General features: G+C 66.2%; 17 protein-coding genes. 14 read left to right on the forward strand and 3 right to left on the reverse strand.

Annotated elements, in window-relative coordinates; genetic code table 11:
* The first annotated feature begins 195 nt into the window (after positions 1-195).
* The 13 genes from uvrA (at position 196) to DSM100688_RS01840 (ending at position 16178) form a co-directional block, all read left to right on the forward strand.
* Positions 196-3129: an excinuclease ABC subunit UvrA gene (uvrA, locus tag DSM100688_RS01780; RefSeq protein WP_204316630.1), complete on the forward strand. Its 2934-nt coding sequence runs from the start codon at positions 196-198 to the stop codon at positions 3127-3129.
* Between the two features lie 6 nt (positions 3130-3135).
* On the forward strand, positions 3136-5412 hold the full coding sequence (uvrC, locus tag DSM100688_RS01785) for an excinuclease ABC subunit UvrC (RefSeq protein WP_152357443.1): 2277 nt from the start codon (positions 3136-3138) through the stop codon (positions 5410-5412).
* 77 nt (positions 5413-5489) lie between these two features.
* A complete protein-coding gene (locus DSM100688_RS01790) occupies positions 5490-6446 on the forward strand; it encodes a shikimate dehydrogenase family protein (RefSeq protein WP_152357444.1) in 957 nt (318 codons plus the stop codon).
* 23 nt (positions 6447-6469) lie between these two features.
* Complete coding sequence (gene rapZ, locus DSM100688_RS01795) at positions 6470-7423, forward strand: RNase adapter RapZ (protein WP_152357644.1); 954 nt, start codon at positions 6470-6472, stop codon at positions 7421-7423.
* 185 nt (positions 7424-7608) lie between these two features.
* Entirely contained in the window at positions 7609-8556 is a 948-nt protein-coding gene (whiA, locus tag DSM100688_RS01800) for a DNA-binding protein WhiA (RefSeq protein ID WP_152357445.1), read from the forward strand.
* Between the two features lie 218 nt (positions 8557-8774).
* Entirely contained in the window at positions 8775-9980 is a 1206-nt protein-coding gene (locus DSM100688_RS01805; protein WP_125979068.1) for a phosphoglycerate kinase, read from the forward strand.
* Positions 9981-10075: 95 nt separating this feature from the next.
* The gene (gene tpiA / locus DSM100688_RS01810; protein ID WP_152357446.1) at positions 10076-10873 is read left to right on the forward strand and encodes a triose-phosphate isomerase; all 798 of its coding nucleotides are present in this window, start codon (positions 10076-10078) and stop codon (positions 10871-10873) included.
* Between the two features lie 112 nt (positions 10874-10985).
* The gene (gene secG / locus DSM100688_RS01815; protein WP_152357447.1) at positions 10986-11243 is read left to right on the forward strand and encodes a preprotein translocase subunit SecG; all 258 of its coding nucleotides are present in this window, start codon (positions 10986-10988) and stop codon (positions 11241-11243) included.
* 74 nt (positions 11244-11317) lie between these two features.
* A complete protein-coding gene (locus DSM100688_RS01820; protein WP_152357448.1) occupies positions 11318-12268 on the forward strand; it encodes an L-lactate dehydrogenase in 951 nt (316 codons plus the stop codon).
* A gap of 32 nt (positions 12269-12300) precedes the next feature.
* A complete protein-coding gene (locus tag DSM100688_RS01825; protein WP_152357645.1) occupies positions 12301-13119 on the forward strand; it encodes an HAD family hydrolase in 819 nt (272 codons plus the stop codon).
* Between the two features lie 187 nt (positions 13120-13306).
* Entirely contained in the window at positions 13307-14077 is a 771-nt protein-coding gene (gene hisF / locus DSM100688_RS01830) for an imidazole glycerol phosphate synthase subunit HisF (protein WP_152357449.1), read from the forward strand.
* A gap of 119 nt (positions 14078-14196) precedes the next feature.
* Positions 14197-14625, forward strand: a complete 429-nt coding sequence (gene hisI, locus DSM100688_RS01835; RefSeq protein ID WP_152357450.1) for a phosphoribosyl-AMP cyclohydrolase — start codon at positions 14197-14199, stop codon at positions 14623-14625.
* Positions 14622-16178 carry an anthranilate synthase component I gene (locus tag DSM100688_RS01840; protein WP_152357451.1) on the forward strand — a complete coding sequence of 519 codons (1557 nt, stop codon included), beginning with the start codon at positions 14622-14624 and terminating at the stop codon, positions 16176-16178. The genes hisI and DSM100688_RS01840 overlap by 4 nt, the downstream gene beginning before the upstream one ends.
* A gap of 19 nt (positions 16179-16197) precedes the next feature.
* On the opposite strand, the gene DSM100688_RS01845 is transcribed toward DSM100688_RS01840, so the two are convergent.
* Both DSM100688_RS01845 and DSM100688_RS01850 read right to left on the reverse strand, forming a co-directional pair.
* Positions 16198-17562 (reverse strand): MATE family efflux transporter, encoded by a 1365-nt coding sequence (locus DSM100688_RS01845; protein WP_152357452.1) that lies wholly within the window; start codon positions 17560-17562, stop codon positions 16198-16200.
* 168 nt (positions 17563-17730) lie between these two features.
* Entirely contained in the window at positions 17731-18555 is an 825-nt protein-coding gene (locus DSM100688_RS01850; RefSeq protein WP_152357453.1) for a hypothetical protein, read from the reverse strand.
* A 246-nt stretch (positions 18556-18801) separates the two neighbouring features.
* Here DSM100688_RS01850 and DSM100688_RS01855 point away from each other — a divergent pair, with 246 nt between their 5' ends.
* The gene (locus DSM100688_RS01855) at positions 18802-20223 is read left to right on the forward strand and encodes an MATE family efflux transporter (RefSeq protein ID WP_152357454.1); all 1422 of its coding nucleotides are present in this window, start codon (positions 18802-18804) and stop codon (positions 20221-20223) included.
* On the opposite strand, the gene brnQ is transcribed toward DSM100688_RS01855, so the two are convergent.
* The gene (brnQ, locus tag DSM100688_RS01860) at positions 20139-21491 is read right to left on the reverse strand and encodes a branched-chain amino acid transport system II carrier protein (RefSeq protein WP_152357455.1); all 1353 of its coding nucleotides are present in this window, start codon (positions 21489-21491) and stop codon (positions 20139-20141) included. The two genes, DSM100688_RS01855 and brnQ, sit on opposite strands and share 85 nt — an antisense overlap.
* Between the last annotated feature and the right edge of the window lie 119 nt (positions 21492-21610).

The raw sequence follows: 21610 nt of genomic DNA on the forward strand, positions 1-21610 counted from the left end.
CCGCCCGCCGTCCATCCCGCGACACGCTATCGAACAACTGTTCGAACCTTGTCGTATGATGGAATATCCTAATGGTGGATCAGGCATCCGCCCGGAAACGGGCGATGCCGGCGGCGACTACGGAAGGCGGCAGGTTTGGCGGCAACAAGGAAGTCCTCGGGCGGCACCAACGGCAACGTGGTGGTGGAACGCATGATGACCAGCGACACGTTCCTGTCACGGGAGATCGCCAAGGCGCCCATGCGGCGCACCGACACCTCGCTGGTGGCGGACATCTCACGCATCCCCAACGATCTCAAGATCACGATCCAGGGCGCGCGCGAACACAATCTCAAGAACGTGGACCTCGCGATCCCGCGCAACCGCATGGTCGTCTTCACCGGCCTGTCCGGCTCGGGCAAGTCGTCACTGGCGTTCGACACGCTGTTCGCCGAGGGCCAACGGCGCTATGTGGAGTCACTGTCCGCGTACGCGCGCCAGTTCCTCGGCCAGATGGACAAGCCGGACGTCGACTTCATCGAGGGCCTGAGCCCCGCCGTGTCGATCGACCAGAAGACCACGAATCGCAACCCGCGGTCGACGGTCGGCACCATCACCGAGATCTACGATTATCTGCGACTGCTGTTCGCCCGCACCGGCGTGCCGCACTGCCCGGTGTGCGGCGCGCCGGTCAGCGCGCAGACGCCGCAGCAGATGGTCGATGCGCTGCTGAAGAACCCGGAACGCACGCGGTTCCAGATCCTCGCGCCTGTGGTGCGTGGCCGCAAGGGCGAATTCGAGGACCTGCTCGAACTGCTGCGCGGCGACGGCTATGCCCGTGCGCTCGTTGACGGTGAAATGGTGCAGCTGAGCGACGACATCACGCTCGCCAAGCAGAAGAAGCACACGATCGAGGTGGTGGTCGACCGTCTGGTGGTCAAGGACGGCATCCGGCAGCGGCTCACCGATTCGATCGAAACCGCCCTGCGGCTGGCCAAGGGCATCGTCGTCATCGATTATGTGGACCGTGACGCCGACGACCCGGCGCGCCGCCAGCCGTTCTCCGAGAAGCGCGCCTGTCCGAACGGCCATCAGCTCGAACTGGACGAGATCGAACCGCGTACGTTCTCGTTCAACGCCCCGTACGGCGCATGCCCCGACTGCACCGGCATCGGCTATTCGCTGGAGATCGACCCGGAACTCGTCATCCCCGACCCCGGCAAGACGCTCAACGAGGGCGCGATCGAACCATGGGGCCTGACTAAGGGCACGGGGGAGTACTACCGCCACGTGCTCGAGGGACTCGGCGACGAGATGGGCTTCGACCTCGACACCCCGTGGCGGGACCTGCCCGAGGACGTGCGCCACGCGATCATGTACGGCCGCAACTTCAAGGTGAAGGTCTCCTACCGCAACCGGTGGGGGCGCATGCGCGAATACTCCACCGGATTCGAGGGCGTGGTGCGCACGCTCATGCGGCGGCACGACGAGACCGACTCCGACCAGATGAAGCAGTACTACGAGTCGTATATGCGCGAAGTACCCTGCCAGACCTGCAAGGGGCGGCGCCTGCGCCCCGAGGTACTGGCCGTCACCATCGACGGCAAGTCGATCGCCGACGTGTGCGACATGTCCGCCGAGGCGAGCCTCGCATGGGTGAACGGATTGGAACTGACCGGCGCCGCCGCACGGATCGCCGGCGAGGTGCTCAAGGAGATCCGCGCCCGGCTCGGCTTCCTCAACGATGTCGGTCTGAACTACCTGACGCTGTCGCGCGCCGCGAAGACCCTGTCCGGCGGCGAGGCGCAGCGCATCAGGCTCGCCACGCAGATCGGCTCGGGTCTCGTCGGCGTCATGTACGTGCTCGATGAGCCGTCCATCGGCCTGCACCAGCGCGACAACGAACGGCTCATCGAGACGCTGCACCATCTGCGCGACCTCGGCAATACGCTGATCGTGGTCGAACACGACCAGGAGACCATCGAGAAGGCCGACTGGCTCGTCGACATCGGCCCGGGCGCCGGCGAGCACGGCGGAGAGGTCGTCTATTCCGGTCCCGCATCGAAGCTCGTGGAGGCGCCGCGATCGATCACCGGCGACTACATCGCCGGACGGCGGGAGATCGTCGTGCCCGACCACCGGCGCAAGGTCCGCAAGACCAAACAGCTGCGCGTGGTGGGCGCCAGGGAGAACAACCTCAAGAACCTCACGGTGAACTTCCCGCTCGGCGTGATGACCGTCGTCACCGGCGTCTCCGGCTCCGGCAAATCGACGCTGGTCAACCAGATCCTGTATCCCGTCCTCGCCGACAAGCTCAACGGCGCACGCATCGTGCCCGGCAAGCACACCCGCGTCGAAGGCGTCGACCAGTGCGACAAGGTCATCCACGTCGACCAGAATCCGATCGGCCGTACGCCACGGTCCAATCCGGCCACCTACACGGGCGTGTGGGACAAGATCCGCACCCTGTTCGCCAAAACGCCCGAGGCGCAGATGCGCGGCTACGGTCCGGGGCGCTTCTCGTTCAACGTCAAGGGAGGCCGCTGCGAAGCGTGCCACGGCGACGGCACGCTCAAGATCGAGATGAACTTCCTGCCCGACGTGTACGTGGAATGCGAGGAATGCCACGGCAAGCGGTACAACCGCGAGACGCTCGAGGTCAAGTACAACGGCAAGTCCGTCTCCGACGTGCTCGACATGCCCATCGAGGAGGCCGCCCGGTTCTTCAAGGCGTACCCGTCGATCTCCCGCTATCTCGACACGCTCGTCGAGGTCGGCCTCGGCTACATCCGCCTCGGCCAGCCCGCACCCACGCTGTCCGGCGGCGAATCGCAGCGTGTCAAGCTCGCCACCGAACTGCAGCGGCGTTCCACCGGCAAGACCGTGTACATTCTCGACGAGCCGACCACCGGCCTGCATTTCGAGGACGTGCGCAAGCTCCTGCTCGTACTGCAGGGCCTGGTCGACAAGGGCAACACCGTGATCGTCATCGAGCACAACCTCGATGTGGTCAAATCCGCCGACTGGATCATCGATCTCGGCCCGGAGGGCGGCGATGGCGGCGGCACGATCGTCACCGAAGGCACGCCCGAACAGGTGGCCGACTGCGCCGACTCCTGGACCGGCAGGTTCCTCAAACCGATGCTGTGAGCCGCCATGACCAACGACATCGAACGACACGCGCCGGACGTATGGCGCAAAACCGCTGATGCGCTGCAACGGGAGACGGAACAGGTCGCCACGCCCGGTGACGTGAATGTCAACGGGGCGCCGCTGTTGGGCGACACCCGTGATCTGTTCCGCCCGAAGACCGGCGACATCCCCGCGCAGCCAGGCGTCTACAAGTGGCGCGACGGCGAGGGGCGCGTGATCTATGTGGGCAAGGCGAAGAACCTGCGCAATCGCTTGACCAACTACTTTCAGCCGTTGTACCTGCTCCACCCGCGCACGCAGACCATGGTGCTCACCGCCCGCAGCCTCGAATGGACGGTGGTCGGCACCGAGCTCGAGGCACTGACGCTCGAATACACGTGGATCAAGGAATTCGATCCGCGGTTCAACGTGCAGTTCCGCGACGACAAGACCTATCCGTATTTGGCGATCTCCGTGGGGGAGCCGTACCCCCGTATCTGGGTGACGCGCAGCCGCAAACGCCGCGACGCGCGATACTTCGGCCCATATGCGAAGGTATGGGAGCTGCGCAAATCGCTGGACCGTCTGCTGCGCACGTTCCCCGTGCGCACCTGCACCGGCAGCGTGTTCCGCAAGGCCGAGCTGACCGGACGCTCTTGCCTGCTCGCCTCGATCGGCAAGTGCTCCGCCCCCTGCACCGGACGCGTCGACCCGAAGGAGCACCGGCGCATGTGCGAGCAGCTCGTCGGCGTCATGACCGGCCGGCTCGGCAAATCGTACATCGCCCAGCTCACCCGCGACATGAAGGAGGCCAGCGCCGAACTCGAATTCGAGAAGGCCGCGCGGCTGCGCGACGAGATCCAGATGCTCGGCACCGTCATGCAGCAGAACGCGGTCGTCTTCGATCAGGACGTGGACGCCGACGTGTTCGGCATGGCGTCGGACGAACTGGAGGCGTCCGTGCATGCGTTCATCGTGCGCGACGGGTCGATCCGCGGCGAACGCAACTGGAGCGTCGAACGCGTCGAGGACATCGACGACGCGGAACTCATCGCCGATCTCATCGTGCAGGTGTATTCGGACGCCGAACCCGATACGTCGATCGACATGGGCAGCAGGGTGGAGGAACGTCGCGACGCGATCGGCTCGACGCAGTCGATGACCGCCACGGATGCGACGGCGCGTGCCCAGGCAACGCGCGAACGGCATGAACGTCAGGAGCAGACCGGCCGCGCCGACCTGCTCGCCCCGGTCGCCCCCGTGCCCCGCGAGGTGATCGTGCCGGTCGAACCTGCCCGCCGCGGAGAACTCGAAACATGGTTGTCCGGGCGGCGCGGCGCGGCGGTGACCATCCGCATCGCCAGCCGTGGCGACAAGAAGACGCTCATGGACCGCGCCACGGACAACGCGGACCAGGCGCTACAACGCAGCAAGATGAGCCGCATCAGCGACATGGGCGCCCGGTCGGAGGCCATGAACGACGTGGCCAAGGCGCTGGGGTTGAAGCAGGCGCCGCTGCGCATCGAATGCTACGACATCTCCAACACCGTCGGCGGCGCGTTCCAGGTCGCTTCCATGGTGGTGTTCGAGGATGCGATCGCCAAGAAATCGGAGTACCGGCGGTTCGCCATCCGAGGCAAGGACGGCTCCGGCGCGGTCGACGATCTGAGCGCGTTGTACGAAACGCTGACCAGACGGTTCCGACACGGCAACATCGCCGGCGACACCGGCGACAGCATGGACAACGAGCGACGCGAACGCGAAGCGGCGAACACGGTCGACGGACAGGAGCGCGCGGACGGCCATCCCGGAACCGGGGAGCCGGTCGTCCAGCAGAACACGGACCGGCGGCGCTTCGCCTACAAGCCGAACCTCATCGTCGTCGACGGCGGCCAGCCGCAGGTCATGGCGGCCGCCAAGGCGCTGGCCGACTGCGGCGTGGACGACGTGGCGTTGTGCGGCCTCGCCAAACGGCTCGAAGAGGTCTGGGTGCCGGACGACGACTACCCGATCATCCTCAAACGCCAGTCCGAAGGCATGTACCTGCTGCAGCGCGTGCGCGACGAATCCCACCGGTTCGCCATCACCTACCACCGGCAGACCCGCCGCAAGGGTGCGCTGCGCTCCGCGCTGGACGACATTCCCGGCATCGGCGAAGCCTACCAGAAACGGCTGCTCAACCATTTCGGGTCGGTGCGCGCCATGCGCGAGGCCGACGTCGAGGAACTCGAACAGGTCAAGGGTGTCGGCCATGCCAAGGCCGAGGCCATATACCGTGCGCTGCACGCCGACCGGTCATGACCGCGATTGACCGCGATCATGACACGGCATCAACGTCCATGTACGGTACGATAGGGGGAGCGGAACAAGGAGGGGGTATGACCCAGATCAATCATCGCTGCGCCGTGCTCGGCAAGCCGATCGCCCATTCGCTGTCGCCGGTGCTGCACATGGCCGCGTATCGGGCGTTGGGGCTCGACGATTGGCGCTATGACCGGCATGAGGTCGGCGAGCATGATCTCGACGGATTTCTGCAAGGGCTCGACCCGACATGGCATGGCCTGAGCCTGACCATGCCGCTCAAGAAAACCATCCAACCGTACGGCACCCCCAAGGACGTCTGGGCCAAATCCCTGAAGGTCGCCAACACAGCGGTGTTCGACTGGACCCATGCGGCGGACCATGACGGCAAGCCGGCCATCGACCTGTACAACACGGACGTGCCGGGCATCATCTACGCGTTCCAGCACGCCTGCGACGCGGCCGGCGGACCATCGTTGGAGGAACGGTCCCTCCGGCGCGCGACGGTGATCGGCAACGGTAACACGGCGGCGTCGGCCGCCTGCGCGATCTCCGTCATGCTCGCGGCGTCGGCGGGCGAGGACGAGCCAGGCAAAGGCGACCTCACCGTGGTGGCCCGCCATCCGCGCAAGAATCCGGACATTCCCCGCATCGTGGCCGAAGAGGACGGTGCGACCCTGCACGAAGTCGGTCTGGAACAGGCCGTCGAATCGTTGCGTGGCGCCGACATCGCCGTCAGCACGATCCCGGGTCACGCCGCCGATGCGATCGCCGAGACCATCGAGACCGACGACTCGTTCTTCCCGCACGGCATACTGCTGGACGTGGTGTACGACCCCCGCCCCAGCGCGCTCATCCGCGCATGGCGGGACAAGGGCGGCGTCGCCATCGGCGGCGAGGAGATGCTGCTGTATCAGGCCATCCTGCAGGTGCGGCTCATGACCGGATCGTGGGGAGCGGCGGCATTGCACGGCGGGGATTGGATGAAGACCCTGGAGGCGCCCATGCGCGCGGCGCTCGAGGAGGCATTGTGATGGATCAGACGGATCAGCGGGACATGCGGGTCCCGGTGTCGGCTCCCGTTGCCGGAACGGCCGTGGGCGGCGACGATCGCCCGGCGCCGGCCGACGGCTTCGAAGTGCTGCTCATCACCGGCATGTCGGGCGCGGGCCGTTCCCATGCGGCCGACAGCGTCGAGGACATGGGCTGGTACGTGGTCGACAACATCCCGCCGAAGCTGCTGGTGCCGCTGGTCGACATGATGACCCAGGGCGGCGGCCGGTCCGGCAGCGGCGTGCACAAACTGGCCGCCGTCATCGACGTGCGGTCGCGCGAATACTTCGACGACCTGTCCGCAGTACTCAGCCATCTCGACGACCTCGGCGTGAAGACCCGCATCCTGTTCCTCGACGCCAGCAACGACGTGCTCATCAAACGATACGAATCCGTGCGCCGGCCGCACCCGCTGCAGCACGGCAACCGGCTCATCGACGGCATCATGGAGGAGCGCGCGCTGCTCGCGAACCTCAAGGAGCGCGCCGACATGGTGATTGACACCTCCGCGCTGAGCATCCACCAGCTGTCGACCAAACTGTACGAGGGCATGCTCGGCTCCGGCCCCAAGACCGTGTCCGTGCACATCTTCAGTTTCGGCTTCAAATACGGGGTGCCGCTGGACGCCGACTTCGTGGCCGACGTGCGGTTCCTGCCGAACCCGTTCTGGGTGCCCAGCCTGCGCGAACTCACCGGCCAGGACAAGCCCGTGGCCGATTACGTGCTGTCCAGCGAAGGCGCGACGGCATTCCTCGACGCGTACGAGCAGGCCATCCTCGTGGCGCTGCGCGGCTACGCGCAGGAGGACAAGCATTTCGTGACCATCGCCATCGGCTGCACGGGCGGGCAGCACCGCTCCGTGGCCATGAGCGAGGCGTTGGCCGCCCGTCTGCGTGCGCACGGGTTGGCGGTCAGCGTCTCGGCACGCGAACTGCAGCGTCGTCACGGCGATCGCTGACCGTCGCACGTTCCATGGCCGAACCCATGGATGACCACATGCCGAGAAACCGGCGGCCGATTGATGGATGTATGCGCTTGAGTTGTCCAAGTGATCAGATATCACAGTAAGCCGATGGCACGGTGGGCCACAGCCCAGACGGCAGGCCGAAACGGTGAAGAGGACGAGAAGTAGGAGGTTGGCTCTTGGCTCTTCTGGATGATGTCAAAAGCGAACTCGCCGCAATCGATAACGAACTGCCTGCGGCCCGCAAGGCGCAGGTAACGGCGATGATTCGCTTCGGCGGCGGCCTGAGACTCGTACAGCGGCAGATCATCGTGCAGGCGCAGTTCGATTCGCTGGAAGCGGCGAAGTGGCTTCAGGACAACATCAGGGATCTGTACGGCCACGAGGCCGCGCTGACGCAGGTCCCCCGCCAGACCCCGAGCGGCACCGTCCAGCGGTACCTGATCCACGTCGACCGCGGCGGCGCGGCGCTCGCCCTGCAGACCGGCCTGCTCGACCGGCGCAAGCAGCTGGTTCGTGGCCTGCCGGCGGAGATCATCAACGGCAACATCGCGCAGGTGAAGGCCGCGTGGCGCGGCGCGTTCCTCGCTCACGGCGGACTGTCCGATCCGGGCAAGGCCAGCTATCTGGAAATCACCTGCCCGTGCAACGAAGCGGCCCTGGCCCTGGCCGGCGCCGCGCGTCGTCTGGGCATCAGCGCCAAGCCGCGCCAGCTGCGCAGCTCCGAGCGCGTCACCCTCAAGGACCCCGACGCGATCGAGCGCATGCTCAACCTGATGGGCGCCCCGCGCTCCGCACGCGAATGGACCGGCAAGCGTTCCGACGGTGAGGCGCGCGGCAAGGCGAACCGCCTGGCCAACTTCGACGACGCCAACATGCGCCGCAGCGCCAAGGCGGCCGCCGAGGCCAGCGAGAAGGTCCGCAAGGCGTTCGAGATCCTGGGCGACGATGTTCCCGACAATCTCAAGGCCGCAGGCCAGTTGCGCCTCGACCACGGCGACGCCAGCCTCGAGGAGCTCGGCCGTCTCGCCGATCCGCCCATCACCAAGGACGCGATCGCCGGGCGCATCCGCCGTCTTCTGCAGCTTGCGGAGAAGACCGCCAAGTCCCGCGGCCAGAGCTTCTGACCGTTGTGCGGCGGGTCGTCGGCATCAGGCGACGGCCCGCCGCTTTCGCATGCCAGCAACGCATGCGCCCGAATACGAAACACACCGCCTCGCGAACAGCGAATGGCGGTGTTTTTGTTCGTTCGGCCTTGTATCATCGCTAATGGCGTATCCACGTCACCACTCTTCCCGCGGAACGGGACGCGAGCCCCGCGACGCGCGGTTAGGAAAGGATATTCATGAAGACACTCAAGGATCTTGGAGATCTCAAGGGCAAGCGCGTTCTGGTGCGCGCCGATTTCAACGTCCCGCTGGACGGCACCACGATCACCGACGACGGCCGTATCAAGGCCGCCCTGCCGACCATCAAGACGCTGCGCGAAGAAGGCGCGAAGGTCATCCTGATGGCCCACCTCGGCCGTCCGAAGGGCAAGGTCGTTCCCGAGCTGTCTCTGGCTCCGGTCGCCGCCCGCCTCGGCGAGCTGCTCGGCATCACCGTGCCGCTGGCCAAGGACACCTACGGCGAGGACGCGCAGGCCAAGGTCGCCGCGATGAACGATGGTGACGTGGTGCTGCTCGAGAACGTGCGCTTCAACCCGGAGGAGACCAGCAAGGACCCGGCCGAGCGCGCCGCCTACGCCAAGAAGATCGCCGCCCTCGGCGAGGCTTTCGTCTCCGACGGCTTCGGCGTCGTGCACCGCGCGCAGGGCTCCAACTACGACGTGGCCGCCGATCTGCCGGCCGCCGCCGGCCTGCTGGTCGAGAAGGAAGTCAAGGCCCTGTCCAAGGCCACCGAGAACCCGGAGCGTCCGTTCACCGTCGTGCTCGGCGGCTCCAAGGTCTCCGACAAGCTCGGCGTCATCGAGAACCTGCTTGACAAGGCCAACCGCCTCGTCATCGGCGGCGGCATGGTGTTCACCTTCCTCAAGGCCAAGGGCTACGAGGTCGGCACCTCCCTGCTCGAGGAGGATCAGCTCGACAAGGTCAAGGGCTACATCGAGACCGCCGAGAAGAACGGCGTCGAGCTCGTGCTGCCGACCGACATCGTCGTGAACCCGGGCTTCCCGAAGTCCGACGCCGACGTCGCCCCGGAGGTCGTTCCGGCCGACGCCATCCCGGCCGACAAGATGGGCCTCGACATCGGCCCGGAGTCCCAGAAGCTGTTCCACGACAAGATCGTCGACTCCAAGACCGTCGTGTGGAACGGCCCGATGGGCGTGTTCGAGATCGCGGCCTTCGCCGACGGCACCAAGGCCGTGGCCCAGGGGCTGGTCGACGCGACCAAGGCCGGCGCGTTCACCATCGTCGGCGGTGGCGACTCCGCCTCCGCGGTGCGTAACCTCGGCTTCCCGGAGGACGGCTTCTCGCACATCTCCACCGGCGGCGGCGCCTCCCTCGAGTTCCTTGAGGGCAAGGAGCTGCCGGGCCTGAAGGTGCTCGAGTAGTCTTTCCCGACAAACATGACGAACGGCTCCCTGATCCGGGGAGCCGTTCGGCTTTTGACCGTGCCCGGAAGGGCGCACAACCGAAAGGAACGCATATGGCGTCACGCGTCCCGCTGGTGGCCGGCAACTGGAAGATGAATTTCAACCATCTGGAAGCCACCTATTTCGTGCAGAAGCTCGTCTGGCTGCTGCGCGACGCGCATTTCGACTACCGGCGCTGCGAGATCGCCCTCATGCCGTCCTTCACGTCCATCCGCAGCGTGCAGGTGCTGGTGGAGGCGGACGACCTGAAGATCCGCTACGGCGCGCAGTCGGTGTCCGTCACCACGCAGGGCGCGTTCACCGGCGACGTGTCCGCCGACATGCTCGCCGCGCTCGGCTGCACCTATGTGATCGTCGGCCATTCCGAACGGCGCAAATACCATCCCGAGGACGACGCGAACATCGTCGACCAGGTGCGCGCCGTGCTCGCCGCCGGCATGCGGCCGATCCTGTGCGTCGGCGAAAGCTACGAGGAGCGTCGCCAGGGCATCGAACTCGACTTCGCCGTCGGCCAGGTGCACGACGTCACCCGCGACCTGTCGCGCGATCAGGCCGCCAAACTCATCATCGCCTACGAGCCGGTGTGGGCCATCGGCACCGGCATGGTCGCCACGCCCGACTCCGCGCAGGACGCGGCCCGCGCCATCCGCGAGGACCTCGCCACGACCTTCGACGAGACGGTCGCCGACGCCGTGCGCATCCTGTACGGCGGGTCGGTCACCTCGAAGAACGCGGTCGAGCTCATCGGCGAGCCCGACGTGGACGGATTCCTCATCGGCGGGGCCGCGCTGGATGCCGACGAACTCGCCACCATCGCACGGCTCACCGCGCGGGCGACCTCCGCACGATAGACGTTCGGGCCGTCGGCGGGGACAGCCGGCCAACCGCCGGCTGTGATACGGCATTGTTCAGCACCTTGCGCTATGGTATAGGGCAGTGTGATTTTGAACTGGAGGTTCTCATATGTCCGCTTGGGCCATCGTCAAGCTCGTGCTGCAGATCATTCTCGTCGTCTTCAGCCTGCTGCTCACCCTGCTTATCCTCATGCATAAGGGCAAGGGCGGCGGCCTGTCCGACATGTTCGGCGGCGGCCTGACCCAGAACGCCGGCTCTTCGGGCGTCGCCGAGAAGAACCTGAACCGTTGGACCGTCGTCATCGCGCTGCTGTGGGTGGCGATCATCATCGCCCTCGGCCTGATGACGAAGTTCAACCTCGTCTGATAGTCGCATATGCATCGTCATGAGCCATGATCCGTTCGATCATGGCTCATTTTCATGAAGGAAAGGATTCGCTTATGGTTACCGCAAACCGCAACCGCGTCGTCATCGTCGGCACCGGACAGGTCGGATCGACCGCCGCGTTCTCGATCGTCACGCACGGTCTGTGCAACGAACTCGTGCTCATCGACCACTTCGCGCCGAAGGCGCTGGGGGAGGCGCGCGACCTCGACGACGGCAGCGAGTTCCAGGACCGTCACGTCAAGGTGCGCGTCGGCGACTACGCCGACTGCAAGGACGCGGACATCGTCGTCATCACCGTCGGCCGCAAGCCGCCGGCGAACTCCAACCGCATGGCCGAACTCGGCTTCACGGTCGGTCTGGTCGGCGACGTGGTCGACCAGGTCATGGCCTCCGGCTTCAACGGCGTGATCGTCATGGTCTCCAACCCGGTCGACGTGATGGCATGGTACGCGTGGAAGCGCTCCGGCCTGCCGCGCACGCAGGTGCTCGGCACCGGCACCGCGCTCGACACCTCGCGTCTCAAGACCATCATCGGCGAGGAGACCGGCCTCGACCCGCGCAACGTGGGCGGCTTCGTCATGGGCGAGCACGGCAATTCGCAGTTCGCCGCATGGTCCACCGTCTCGCTCGGCGGCAAGCCGTTCGCGAAGTTCCTCGCCGACAACCAGAGCCGCTTCTCGTCCGTCTCCACCGCCGAGGTCGAGGAGAAGACGCGTCGCCGCGGCGATGATATCGTCAAGGCCAAGGGCGGCACCAACTTCGGCATCGCCTCCACCGTCGCCGGCATCGTGCAGACGATCCTGTGGGACGAACGCCGTATCGTGCCCGTCTCCACGCTGCTCGACGGCGAATACGGCGAACACGACGTGTTCCTCGGCGTGCCCACCGAACTGCGCGCCAACGGCGCGAACGAGATCGTCGAACTCGACCTGACCGACGACGAGCTCGCCAAGCTGCACCGGTCGGCCGAGATCGTCCGCGAACACTGCGAGGGCCTGCTGTGACGGGCGTGACCGCACGTGACGGCGACATCCGTATGGTCGTCGCCGACCTCGACGGCACGCTGCTGCACGGCGGCGCGACGTTCGAGGAACGCTACCTCAGCGACCGTTCCGTCGACGCCGTCCGCCGGCTGCACGACGCCGGCTACCGGTTCGCGATCGCCACGGCCCGCCCGGTCAGCACCGGACTCGCGTTCGCCGAAAAGCTGCCGGCCGATGCGGTCATCTATCTGAACGGCGCGCTCATCGACTTCGGCCCGGCGCATTCCGACTTCGATCTGCTCACCGGCAAGCGCCCGGCCCCCGACGGCCACCTGACGAAGATCGGCTTCCCGTCCGCCCGCGCCTGCGAGGTGTGCCGGGGCTTCCTGCGCGAGCTGCCGGGCCTCAAGGTCGGCATCGTCATGGACGACGTGCGGTACACGAACTTCGACGTCAGCGTCTACTGGAAGACACAGACGTGGCGGTACACCGACTTCTCGGACGGCGACGTGCCCACCGGCGTCGCCGACAAGCTGATCGTGTTCCCCGACGCCGAACAGTGGACGCGACTGGAGACGCTGGTGCCGGACGACTTCGACGTGCACGTTTCCGAAGGCACGATGTGGATGCTCATGAGTCCGCAAGCCAACAAGGAGCATGCGCTGCGGATCGTCTGCGACCGGCTGGACGTGCCGTTGGCGCGGACCGTCACGTTCGGCGACGATGTGATCGACATCGCGATGATGCGCGAGTCCGGACTCGGCGTGGCCGTCGCGAACGCGAATCCTGACGTGCTCGCGATCGCTGACGAGACCTGCCCGGCGAACGACGACGACGGCGTCGCGCAGTGGATCGAGACACATCTGCTGTGATCCGCGGCCGTCACGCGGCCCATGCGATCGATAAGGATGCGTGACCGAGCCGAGGTCGATCCGTCCGTCTGTACCGTGTCGTCGCGGCCGGAGTGCGCATTCCACGTAACGGAATCGCGCGCGCCGGCTGTAACGGCTGCACGCTAACCTGTTGTGCGGTAACGAAACATGCGAAACAGGAGTGAATATGTCGCTGGCCATCCGAGTCATCCCATGTCTGGACGTCGATGCGGGGCGCGTGGTCAAAGGCGTGCATTTCGAAAACCTGCGCGACGCCGGCGACCCGGTCGAACTGGCCGCCGAATACTACCGTCAGGGCGCCGACGAACTGACGTTCCTCGACGTGACCGCCTCCAGCTCGCATCGGCAGACCATGATCGACGTGGTGGCCCGCACCGCCGAACAGATCTTCATCCCGCTCACCGTCGGCGGCGGCGTGCGCACGCCCGAGGACGTGGATTCGCTGCTGCGCTGCGGCGCGGACAAGGTGGGCGTGAACACCGCCGCGATCAACGATCCGACGCTGATCAGCCGTGTCGCCGACCGCTTCGGCAATCAGGTGCTCGTGCTGTCGGTCGACGCACGGCGCGAACGGGGCGAGCAGCACACGCAGTCCGGGTTCGAGGTGACCACGATGGGTGGTCGCAAGTCGACCGGCATCGACGCGATCTGGTGGGTCAAACGCGCCGAGGAGCTCGGCGCGGGGGAGATCCTGCTCAATTCGATGGATGCGGACGGCACGCAGCAGGGCTTCGATCTTGAGATGATCCGCGCCGTGCGCAAGGAAGTGAAGATTCCGATCATCGCCTCCGGCGGCGCCGGCAAGGCCGCCGACTTCCCGCCCGCGATCGAGGCCGGCGCCGACGCGGTGCTCGCAGCATCGATCTTCCACTACGGCAAGGTCACCATCGGCGAGGTCAAGGACGAGCTGCGCCGCGCCGGCTACACCGTGCGCTGAACGGCGTCCGCCCGCCGGCGGCATGCACCGCCCGTCATCGCGTCCGCCGATACGCGGATCGTTGCACATACAGATCATCCAACACATGAGGATCACCAACACAGAGGAACAGTCAGGTCATGGAATACGACAACAGCACGACGCTCGACCCACGCATCGCCGAGCGGCTCAAGCACGACGCCAAGGGATTGGTCGCGGCCGTCATCCAACAGTACGACACGCATGAGGTGCTCATGGTCGGCTATATGAACGACGAGGCGCTACGCCGTACGCTCACCACCGGCAGGGTCACGTTCTGGTCACGTTCGCGGCAGGAATACTGGCGCAAGGGCGACACCTCCGGGCACGTGCAATACGTGAAGTCCGTGTCGCTCGACTGCGATGGCGACGCGCTGCTCGTCAAGGTCGATCAGGTGGGCGCCGCCTGCCATACCGGCAAACGCAGCTGTTTCCTCGAAGGCGGCCCGCTGCCATGCATCGAAGGACATCGCACGCCGGAACAGACGAATGACGAGAACGGTACGGCAGAACAGGAGGAACAGGCATGAGCGAATGCAGCGTCGAACATCTGACATGGGGCGCGACCTGGCCGAGCCGTGAGCAGTTCCACGAACTGGCCAACGAAGGTTATCGCGTGATCCCGATCGTGCGCCGGCTGCTCGCCGACTCGCTCACTCCGGTCGGGTTCTATGAGCGTCTCGCCGGCGGCCGCAGCGGTACGTTCATCCTCGAATCGGCCGAATACGGCGGCACGTGGAGCCGGTACAGCTTCATCGGCGTACGGTCGATGGCCCAGCTGCGGTCGAACGGCGGCAAAGCGGACTGGCTGGGCACCGTGCCGGCCGGTGTGCCGACCAGCGGCGATGTGATCGCCGTTGCGCATGCCGCGTTGAAGACGCTCAAGGCGCCGCATGTGGACGGCCTGCCGAATCTGACCAGCGGTCTGGTCGGCACGGTCGGCTGGGATGCGATCCGCCACTGGGAGCCGACGCTGCGCGCCGAGGCACCGAACGAGACCGGTCAGCCGGAGACGGTGCTTGCGTTGGCCACCGACATCGCCGTGGTCGACCACGTGTCCGGTTCGGTGTGGCTCATCGCGAACGCGGTGAACGTGGACGACAAGCCGACCCGTGCCGACGCCGCGTACAACGAGGCCGTCGCACGACTCGACCAGATGCAGCGCGACGCGGCCACGCCGGTCGAGGGCGAGTCGCGCGTCAACGTCCTCGACGCCGCCGCACCGCAGCCCGAACTGCGGTTCCGCACCGAGAAAAGCCACTACGAGCAGGCCGTCGAAGCCGCCAAGAAGCACATCGTCGACGGCGACGTGTTCCAGGTCGTCATCTCGCAGCGGCTCGACATCGACTCGCCCGCCGACCCGTTCGACGTGTACCGCGTACTACGCACGCTCAACCCGAGCCCGTACATGTACTTCATGGCGCTCACCGATGCCGAGGGACGCGACTTCACCGTGATCGGCTCCAGCCCGGAGACGCTCATCAAGGTCGACAACGGCCATGCGATGACGTTCCCGATCGCCGGCTCCCGCCCGCGCGGCAAGACCCCGGAGGAGGACGCGCGGCTCGCCAAGGAGCTGCTCGCCGATCCGAAGGAACGCAGCGAGCACATCATGCTCGTCGACCTCGCCCGCAACGACCTGAGCCGTGTGTGCGACCCGACCACTGTCGAAGTCGTCTCGCTCATGGACATCAAACGGTTCAGCCACATCATGCACATCTGCTCGACCGTCACCGGCCGCGTGGATCCGCATCTGACCGCGTTCGATGTGTTCACATCCGCGTTCCCGGCCGGCACGCTGTCCGGCGCGCCCAAGCCGCGCGCGATCGAGATCATCGACGAGCTGGAACCGGCCGACCGCGGCATCTACGGTGGCACAGTCGGCTACTTCGACTTCTCCGGCAACCTCGACATGGCCATCGCGATCCGCACCGCGTTCATCCGCGACCATGAGGCCAGCGTGCAGGCGGGCGCCGGCATCGTGCTCGACTCCGTGCCCGCGACCGAATGGCAGGAGACGCGCAACAAGGCCGAGGCCAGCGTCGAGGCGGTGAAGATCGCCGCGCAGCTGCGCGAGCTCTAGGGCTATTAGGCCACGGCCCTCACCGCCGCGTGCGCGTGCGCAGCTCCGGCAGCATCGTCACGAACAGCACGACCGCGAGCGCGGCGGTGAGCAGATCGGCCAGCGCCTGCGCGGCGATCACGCCGTCATAGCCGGCCACGCGTGAACCGACGAACAACGTGAGCGCCAGCATCACACCCTGCCGGCTGATCGACAGCAGGAACGCGCCGAGCGCCTTGCCGGTCGACTGGAACGCGCACGTTGTGACCATGACGATGGCCACGCACACGAGGCTGAGCAGCTGTATGCGCAGCATACCCGCGCCCAGCGCGACGATCGTCTCGTCGGCGATGAAGAACCGCATGAGCATCCGGTCGGCAAGACTCAGCACGACGGTCATGACCAATGCGAACGAGCACAGGAACACATAGGCGAATCGCATGACGCCGTGCAGCCGCCGCATGTTGCGCGCGCCGTAGTTGTAGCCGATGAGCGGCTGCGCGCCGAACGCGAACCCCACGAAGATCAGCACCGCGATCATCACGATCTTGAGCGCGATGCCCATCGCCGCGACCGCATCGGTGCCGTACGGCAGCAGGAACAGGTTCATCATGACGATGCCGACGCTCTGCGTGAGATTGGTGATGGCCGACGGGATGCCGATGGCGAGGATGTCCCTGACCTCGGCCGCGGCGATGGCGAGCGCATGTCGGGCGCGGTCGATCATGAGCCGTGGGTCGATGGACAGGTATTCGCTGCGGCGCAACAGGAACCAGACGAAATACACGTCGGTGAGGATGTTCGCGATGACCGTCGCGCCGGCCGAGCCGGCCGCGCCCCAGCCGAACACGTGGATGAACAGGGGATTGAGCACGACGTTGATCGCGGTGCCGGCGACCGAGCCGATCATCGACTGCACGGCGTGGCCTTCGGAGCGCAGCAGGTTGGTCGGCGTCATGGAGACGATGATGAACGGCGAGCCGATGATGATAAGCGTGTAGAACGCGGACGCATGCCGCCACGTGTCGTCGGTCGCGCCGAGCAGTGCGAGCATCGGATCGCGGAAGACGAGACCGAGCACGACGATGAGCAGGCCGGTGGCGATGGCCGCGTAGAAACAGAACACGCTCAGCCGTTTGCCGTCCGCATACCGGTGCTGGCCGAACAGGCGGGAGATGACCGACGCGCCGCCAAGGCCGAAGATGTCACCGAGCGCGATCATCACCGTGAACACCGGCGCGGTCAGCGACACGCCGGCCACCATGCCCGTGTCGCCCGTGTGCGCGATGAAATACGTGTCGACCAGATTATAGACGAGCGTGACCAGCATGCTCAGCACCACGGGCATCGCCAGTGAGAAATACGCCTTCGGGATCGGTGCCCGTTCAAACAGCTCGTTGTCCATGTCGTGTCCACTTCCGCATTGGTCGGCCGCGTTGGCGGCCGGTTGTGCAATCGTGAGGCATGATAACAACCACAGTGTGGACAACGACACGCGCGGGCGGCATGGCTACGCGCGTCATGCCGCCCGCGCCGAGGCGATTCAGGGATGCCGTATCGGTGATGCGATGAGTCACCGTTCCAGCGTCACGGTGTCGGGCACCGCGACGCCATGATCGCGGAACACCTGCACGGCCGCCATATACGCGTCGCTCGGCGTATCGGGGTCGGCAAGGGCGCGTTGCGCCGCATCCGTGGCCGCACTCGACGTCGTCGCCGCGCCCGTTGTTTGTGCGGGGAACAGCAGGGCGACGATCAGCCGTGCGATCGACGGCGCGTGGGTCTTGTCGGTATCGGCCGTGGCGTCGGCCGTGTCATCGGTCGCATCCGTGCCGCCGTCGTGCGTGACCGCCCGTTCCAGCGTTGCACGCAGCCGCTCCGTGCCGCCCTTGGTGGCCTCCTCGATGTCGTCCGACTGGTCGTACAGCGCGAACAGCCATGCGCGACGGACGTCGGCCGCGCCGGCGAGTCGCGTCGCGGTCTCGTCCGCCACGGCGTCGACCGGCACGGCCGGCGTCGCGTCCGGGTCACGATGCTCGCGGTTGTCGGCGATGTCGCCGATGAGATGCTGGATCGTGGCCTCGTCCCGCAACACCGTGGACTGCGCGAACGCGGTGGCGATCGCATCCGCGTCGAGGAATGTACCGCCCTCCGACTGGAACCGCACGCGTTTCGGCTCGTTGTAGTAGTGCGTCATCGCATACGTCGCATACTGCGGGAACTCGTCCTGCAGCTGTTTGACCGCGTCGGCGACCTTGCGCATGTCGGCGAGCGGCTGATGCACGGCGATCATCGCCAACGCCGTCTTCGCGTCGCGCAGCGACAACGGTTGGCCGATCCGCACCGTATGCCCGTCGTCGTGCCTGAACAGATGCTCCACCAGATCCATGAACCCCATCGTCGTGTCCTTTCCAAATCATAAGACCGATGCCGCACGACAGCATAGTCGCTTTGCGCCGGTGACGTCATGCGGCGGCCGCCATGCGTTACCTTGTTCGCCGCCCTGTTCCGTCGATCCCGCGCGTGTTCCTCCATGCCGGAGCGTGTCACGGCGTGTCACGGCACCACCGTCGCGGGCATGGCCGGGCATAGGATATTGACGTTCATTGACGTTGCGCAACCGATGAGGGGAGCGGGAAGAACCATGCCGACGACGACCACGACGAACGCGCTGGATGCCGGACTGGGCACGAAACCGGTGCCGCGCCTCGCCCTGACGATGTCGATCCCGACGATCGTCGCGCAGGGGGCGAACGCGTCGTACACGATCATCGACCGGCTGTTCATCGGCCACATTCCCGGCGTGGGCAACGAAGCCATGACCGGCGTGGGCGTCTGCTTCCCGATCCTGCTGGCCGTCACCGCGTTCGCGTCCCTGATCGGCGCCGGCGGCGCGCCACGTGCGTCCATCGAACTCGGCCGTGGCAACTTCCGCAAGGCCGAACGCATCCTCGGCACCAGCGCGGTGTTCCTCGTCGCCGTCGCCGTCACGCTCACCATCGTCCTGCAACTGGCGAAGCGACCCATCCTCGTCGCATTCGGCGCCAGCGACGCGACCATCGACTACGCCGTCGATTTCATCACCGTGTACCTCGTCGGCACGGTATTCGTGCAGCTCACGCTCGGACTCAACAACTTCATCGCGGCCCAAGGCAAGACGACCGTCGCCATGGTGTCCGTGCTCATCGGCACCGGCACCAGCATCGCCCTCGACCCGCTGTTCATCTTCGTGGCCGGATGGGGCGTGCGCGGCGCCGCGCTGGCGAACGTGCTCGCGCAGATGATCTCCACGATCTGGATCGTATGGTTCCTGTCCTCCGGCCGCAGCGCGATCCGCCTGCGACCGCGCAACATCCGTTTCGATCGGCTGATCCTGCCCGTGCTGTCGCTCGGCCTCGCGCCGTTCATCATGCAGATCACCGAATGCCTGATCAACGTGGTGTTCAACGTCGGCCTGCAACGCTACGGCGGCGACGACTACGTCACGTCGATCACCATCATCACATCGCTCATGCAGATCGTCAGCGTGCTCACCGCCGGATTCCAGCAGGGCATCCAGCCGATCATCGGCTTCAATTTCGGCGCGCGCGACATGGATCGCGTGCGGCAGGCGATCCGCATGGCGTTCGTCACGCAGATCGCGTCGGCGACGGCGCTCGTCTCGATACTCGCCGCGTTCCCGGGCTTCTTCGCCGGCTGGTTCACCGACAAGCCGGACGTGATCGCGATCGTCACGACCATGATGCCGGTCTTCGTCTGCGGTTGGGGCATCTTCGGTATCCAGATGGGCGTGCAGTGCGCGCTGGTCGGCATGGGACAGGCGAAACTGTCGATCTTCCTCGCGATCCTGCGCAAGATCATCCTGCTCGTGCCGCTCGCGCTGATCCTGCCGCACTGGCTCGGCGTCAACGGCATCTTCATCGCCGAGCCGATCTCCGACGCGACGTCCGGCATCGTGGCCGGCGTCCTGTTCTGCTTCGCCTATCGCCGGATCCGTGCGTCCCTGACGGAATCGATCACACCGACGATCACGCCGACCGCCGCCGGCACCAGCCAGCCTAGCTGATACCGCTGCAACGGTAGCATGGCGAGCGCGGCATCCAGCCACGGCAGCGATCCGCCGAACACCACGGCCAGACTGGCGACGCACGTCGCGAACGACGCGACGGCGACAAACAGCACCGTCCACCGATACACACGCACGAACCACGCGGCAAACACGCGATGGGCGAGCGCCAGCAGCACCAGCACGATCGCGATCGGATACAACGCCGCCAATACCGGCACCGACACCTTGATGATCGCGCTCAGCCCGGCGTTCGACACGACGACGCTGAACACGGTGAACAGGATCTGCCACATGCGATAGGACACCGCATGGCCGGCTACCGTGCGGAACCGTTCATGGAAATACGTGGCGCACGTGCAGATCAGGCCGGTGCACACGTTCAGACACGCGATGACGAACACCACACCCAGGAACGTCGTGCCCACCGGGCCGAACACCGACGACGTGAGATTGGTGAGCACGGTCGCGCCGGTGTCCTTCGACGCGTCGATACCGCGGATCGCACCGGACACCACGCCGACATAGCCCAGCACGCCGTAGATCACGACGAGCAGCACGCCGGTGCCCAGGCCGGCGACGGCGGTCTCGCGACGCACCTGCGCCTCGTCGTCGACGTGCTGCGCACGGATGTTCGCCGAGATCACGATGCCGAAATACAGGGCGGCGAGCAGATCCATCGTCTGATATCCGTCGAGGAAACCGCGCGCCAGCTGGTTCGCCGCATAATCGCCGGACGGGGCGGCCGGCGCGCCGACGCCGTGCACGAGGCAGGCGACGAACAGCACCGCGATCAACGCCAGCAGCAGCGGTCCCATGAACCGGCCCAACACCTTCGACAGCTTGTCCGGATGCTGCGCGAACACGAACGACGCGGCGAAGAACACGAGAGAATACAACAACTGGGCGAGCGAGCGGCCCGAACCGTCCGGCACGAGCGGGGCGACCATCATCTCGAACGACGTGGTGGCCGTGCGCGGGATCGCGAAGCACGGGCCGATGGTCAGAATGATCGCCAGGCCCAGCGGCAGGGCGAACCGCGGCGAGACACGGCCGGCCAGCGTGTCGAAGCCGCCGGCGAACGTGACCGCCAGCACGCCGAGGATCGGCAGGCCCACTGCGGAGACGATGAAGCCGATCAGGGCCGGCACCGCGGCAGCGCCGGCCTGCGCGCCGACGAACGGCGGGAAGATCAGGTTGCCCGCGCCGAAGAACATCGAAAAGAACGTGAACGTCATCACCAGACGCTGGCGCGCGGTCAACTGCATGGCTGTCTCCTTCAACTCCTGCGCGGCTCGCGGATGCGATGCCGGATGCGCAGGATCTCCACCTTACCGGGACCCGCGGGAACAACGGAGCGGCCACGTGGCACGTTCCAAGATGGTAA

Source organism: Bifidobacterium ramosum (assembly GCF_009299505.1).
Lineage (GTDB): Bacteria > Actinomycetota > Actinomycetes > Actinomycetales > Bifidobacteriaceae > Bifidobacterium > Bifidobacterium ramosum.

Coding starts and splice junctions, on each gene's coding strand:
- uvrA (WP_204316630.1), top strand. CDS start 196: ATGACCAGCGACACGTTCCTGTCACGGGAGATCGCCAAGGCGCCCATG.
- uvrC (WP_152357443.1), top strand. CDS start 3,136: ATGACCAACGACATCGAACGACACGCGCCGGACGTATGGCGCAAAACC.
- DSM100688_RS01790 (WP_152357444.1), top strand. CDS start 5,490: ATGACCCAGATCAATCATCGCTGCGCCGTGCTCGGCAAGCCGATCGCC.
- rapZ (WP_152357644.1), top strand. CDS start 6,470: ATGCGGGTCCCGGTGTCGGCTCCCGTTGCCGGAACGGCCGTGGGCGGC.
- DSM100688_RS01805 (WP_125979068.1), top strand. CDS start 8,775: ATGAAGACACTCAAGGATCTTGGAGATCTCAAGGGCAAGCGCGTTCTG.
- tpiA (WP_152357446.1), top strand. CDS start 10,076: ATGGCGTCACGCGTCCCGCTGGTGGCCGGCAACTGGAAGATGAATTTC.
- secG (WP_152357447.1), top strand. CDS start 10,986: ATGTCCGCTTGGGCCATCGTCAAGCTCGTGCTGCAGATCATTCTCGTC.
- DSM100688_RS01820 (WP_152357448.1), top strand. CDS start 11,318: ATGGTTACCGCAAACCGCAACCGCGTCGTCATCGTCGGCACCGGACAG.
- DSM100688_RS01825 (WP_152357645.1), top strand. CDS start 12,301: ATGGTCGTCGCCGACCTCGACGGCACGCTGCTGCACGGCGGCGCGACG.
- hisF (WP_152357449.1), top strand. CDS start 13,307: ATGTCGCTGGCCATCCGAGTCATCCCATGTCTGGACGTCGATGCGGGG.
- hisI (WP_152357450.1), top strand. CDS start 14,197: ATGGAATACGACAACAGCACGACGCTCGACCCACGCATCGCCGAGCGG.
- DSM100688_RS01840 (WP_152357451.1), top strand. CDS start 14,622: ATGAGCGAATGCAGCGTCGAACATCTGACATGGGGCGCGACCTGGCCG.
- DSM100688_RS01845 (WP_152357452.1), bottom strand. CDS start 17,562: ATGGACAACGAGCTGTTTGAACGGGCACCGATCCCGAAGGCGTATTTC.
- DSM100688_RS01850 (WP_152357453.1), bottom strand. CDS start 18,555: ATGGGGTTCATGGATCTGGTGGAGCATCTGTTCAGGCACGACGACGGG.
- DSM100688_RS01855 (WP_152357454.1), top strand. CDS start 18,802: ATGCCGACGACGACCACGACGAACGCGCTGGATGCCGGACTGGGCACG.
- brnQ (WP_152357455.1), bottom strand. CDS start 21,491: ATGCAGTTGACCGCGCGCCAGCGTCTGGTGATGACGTTCACGTTCTTT.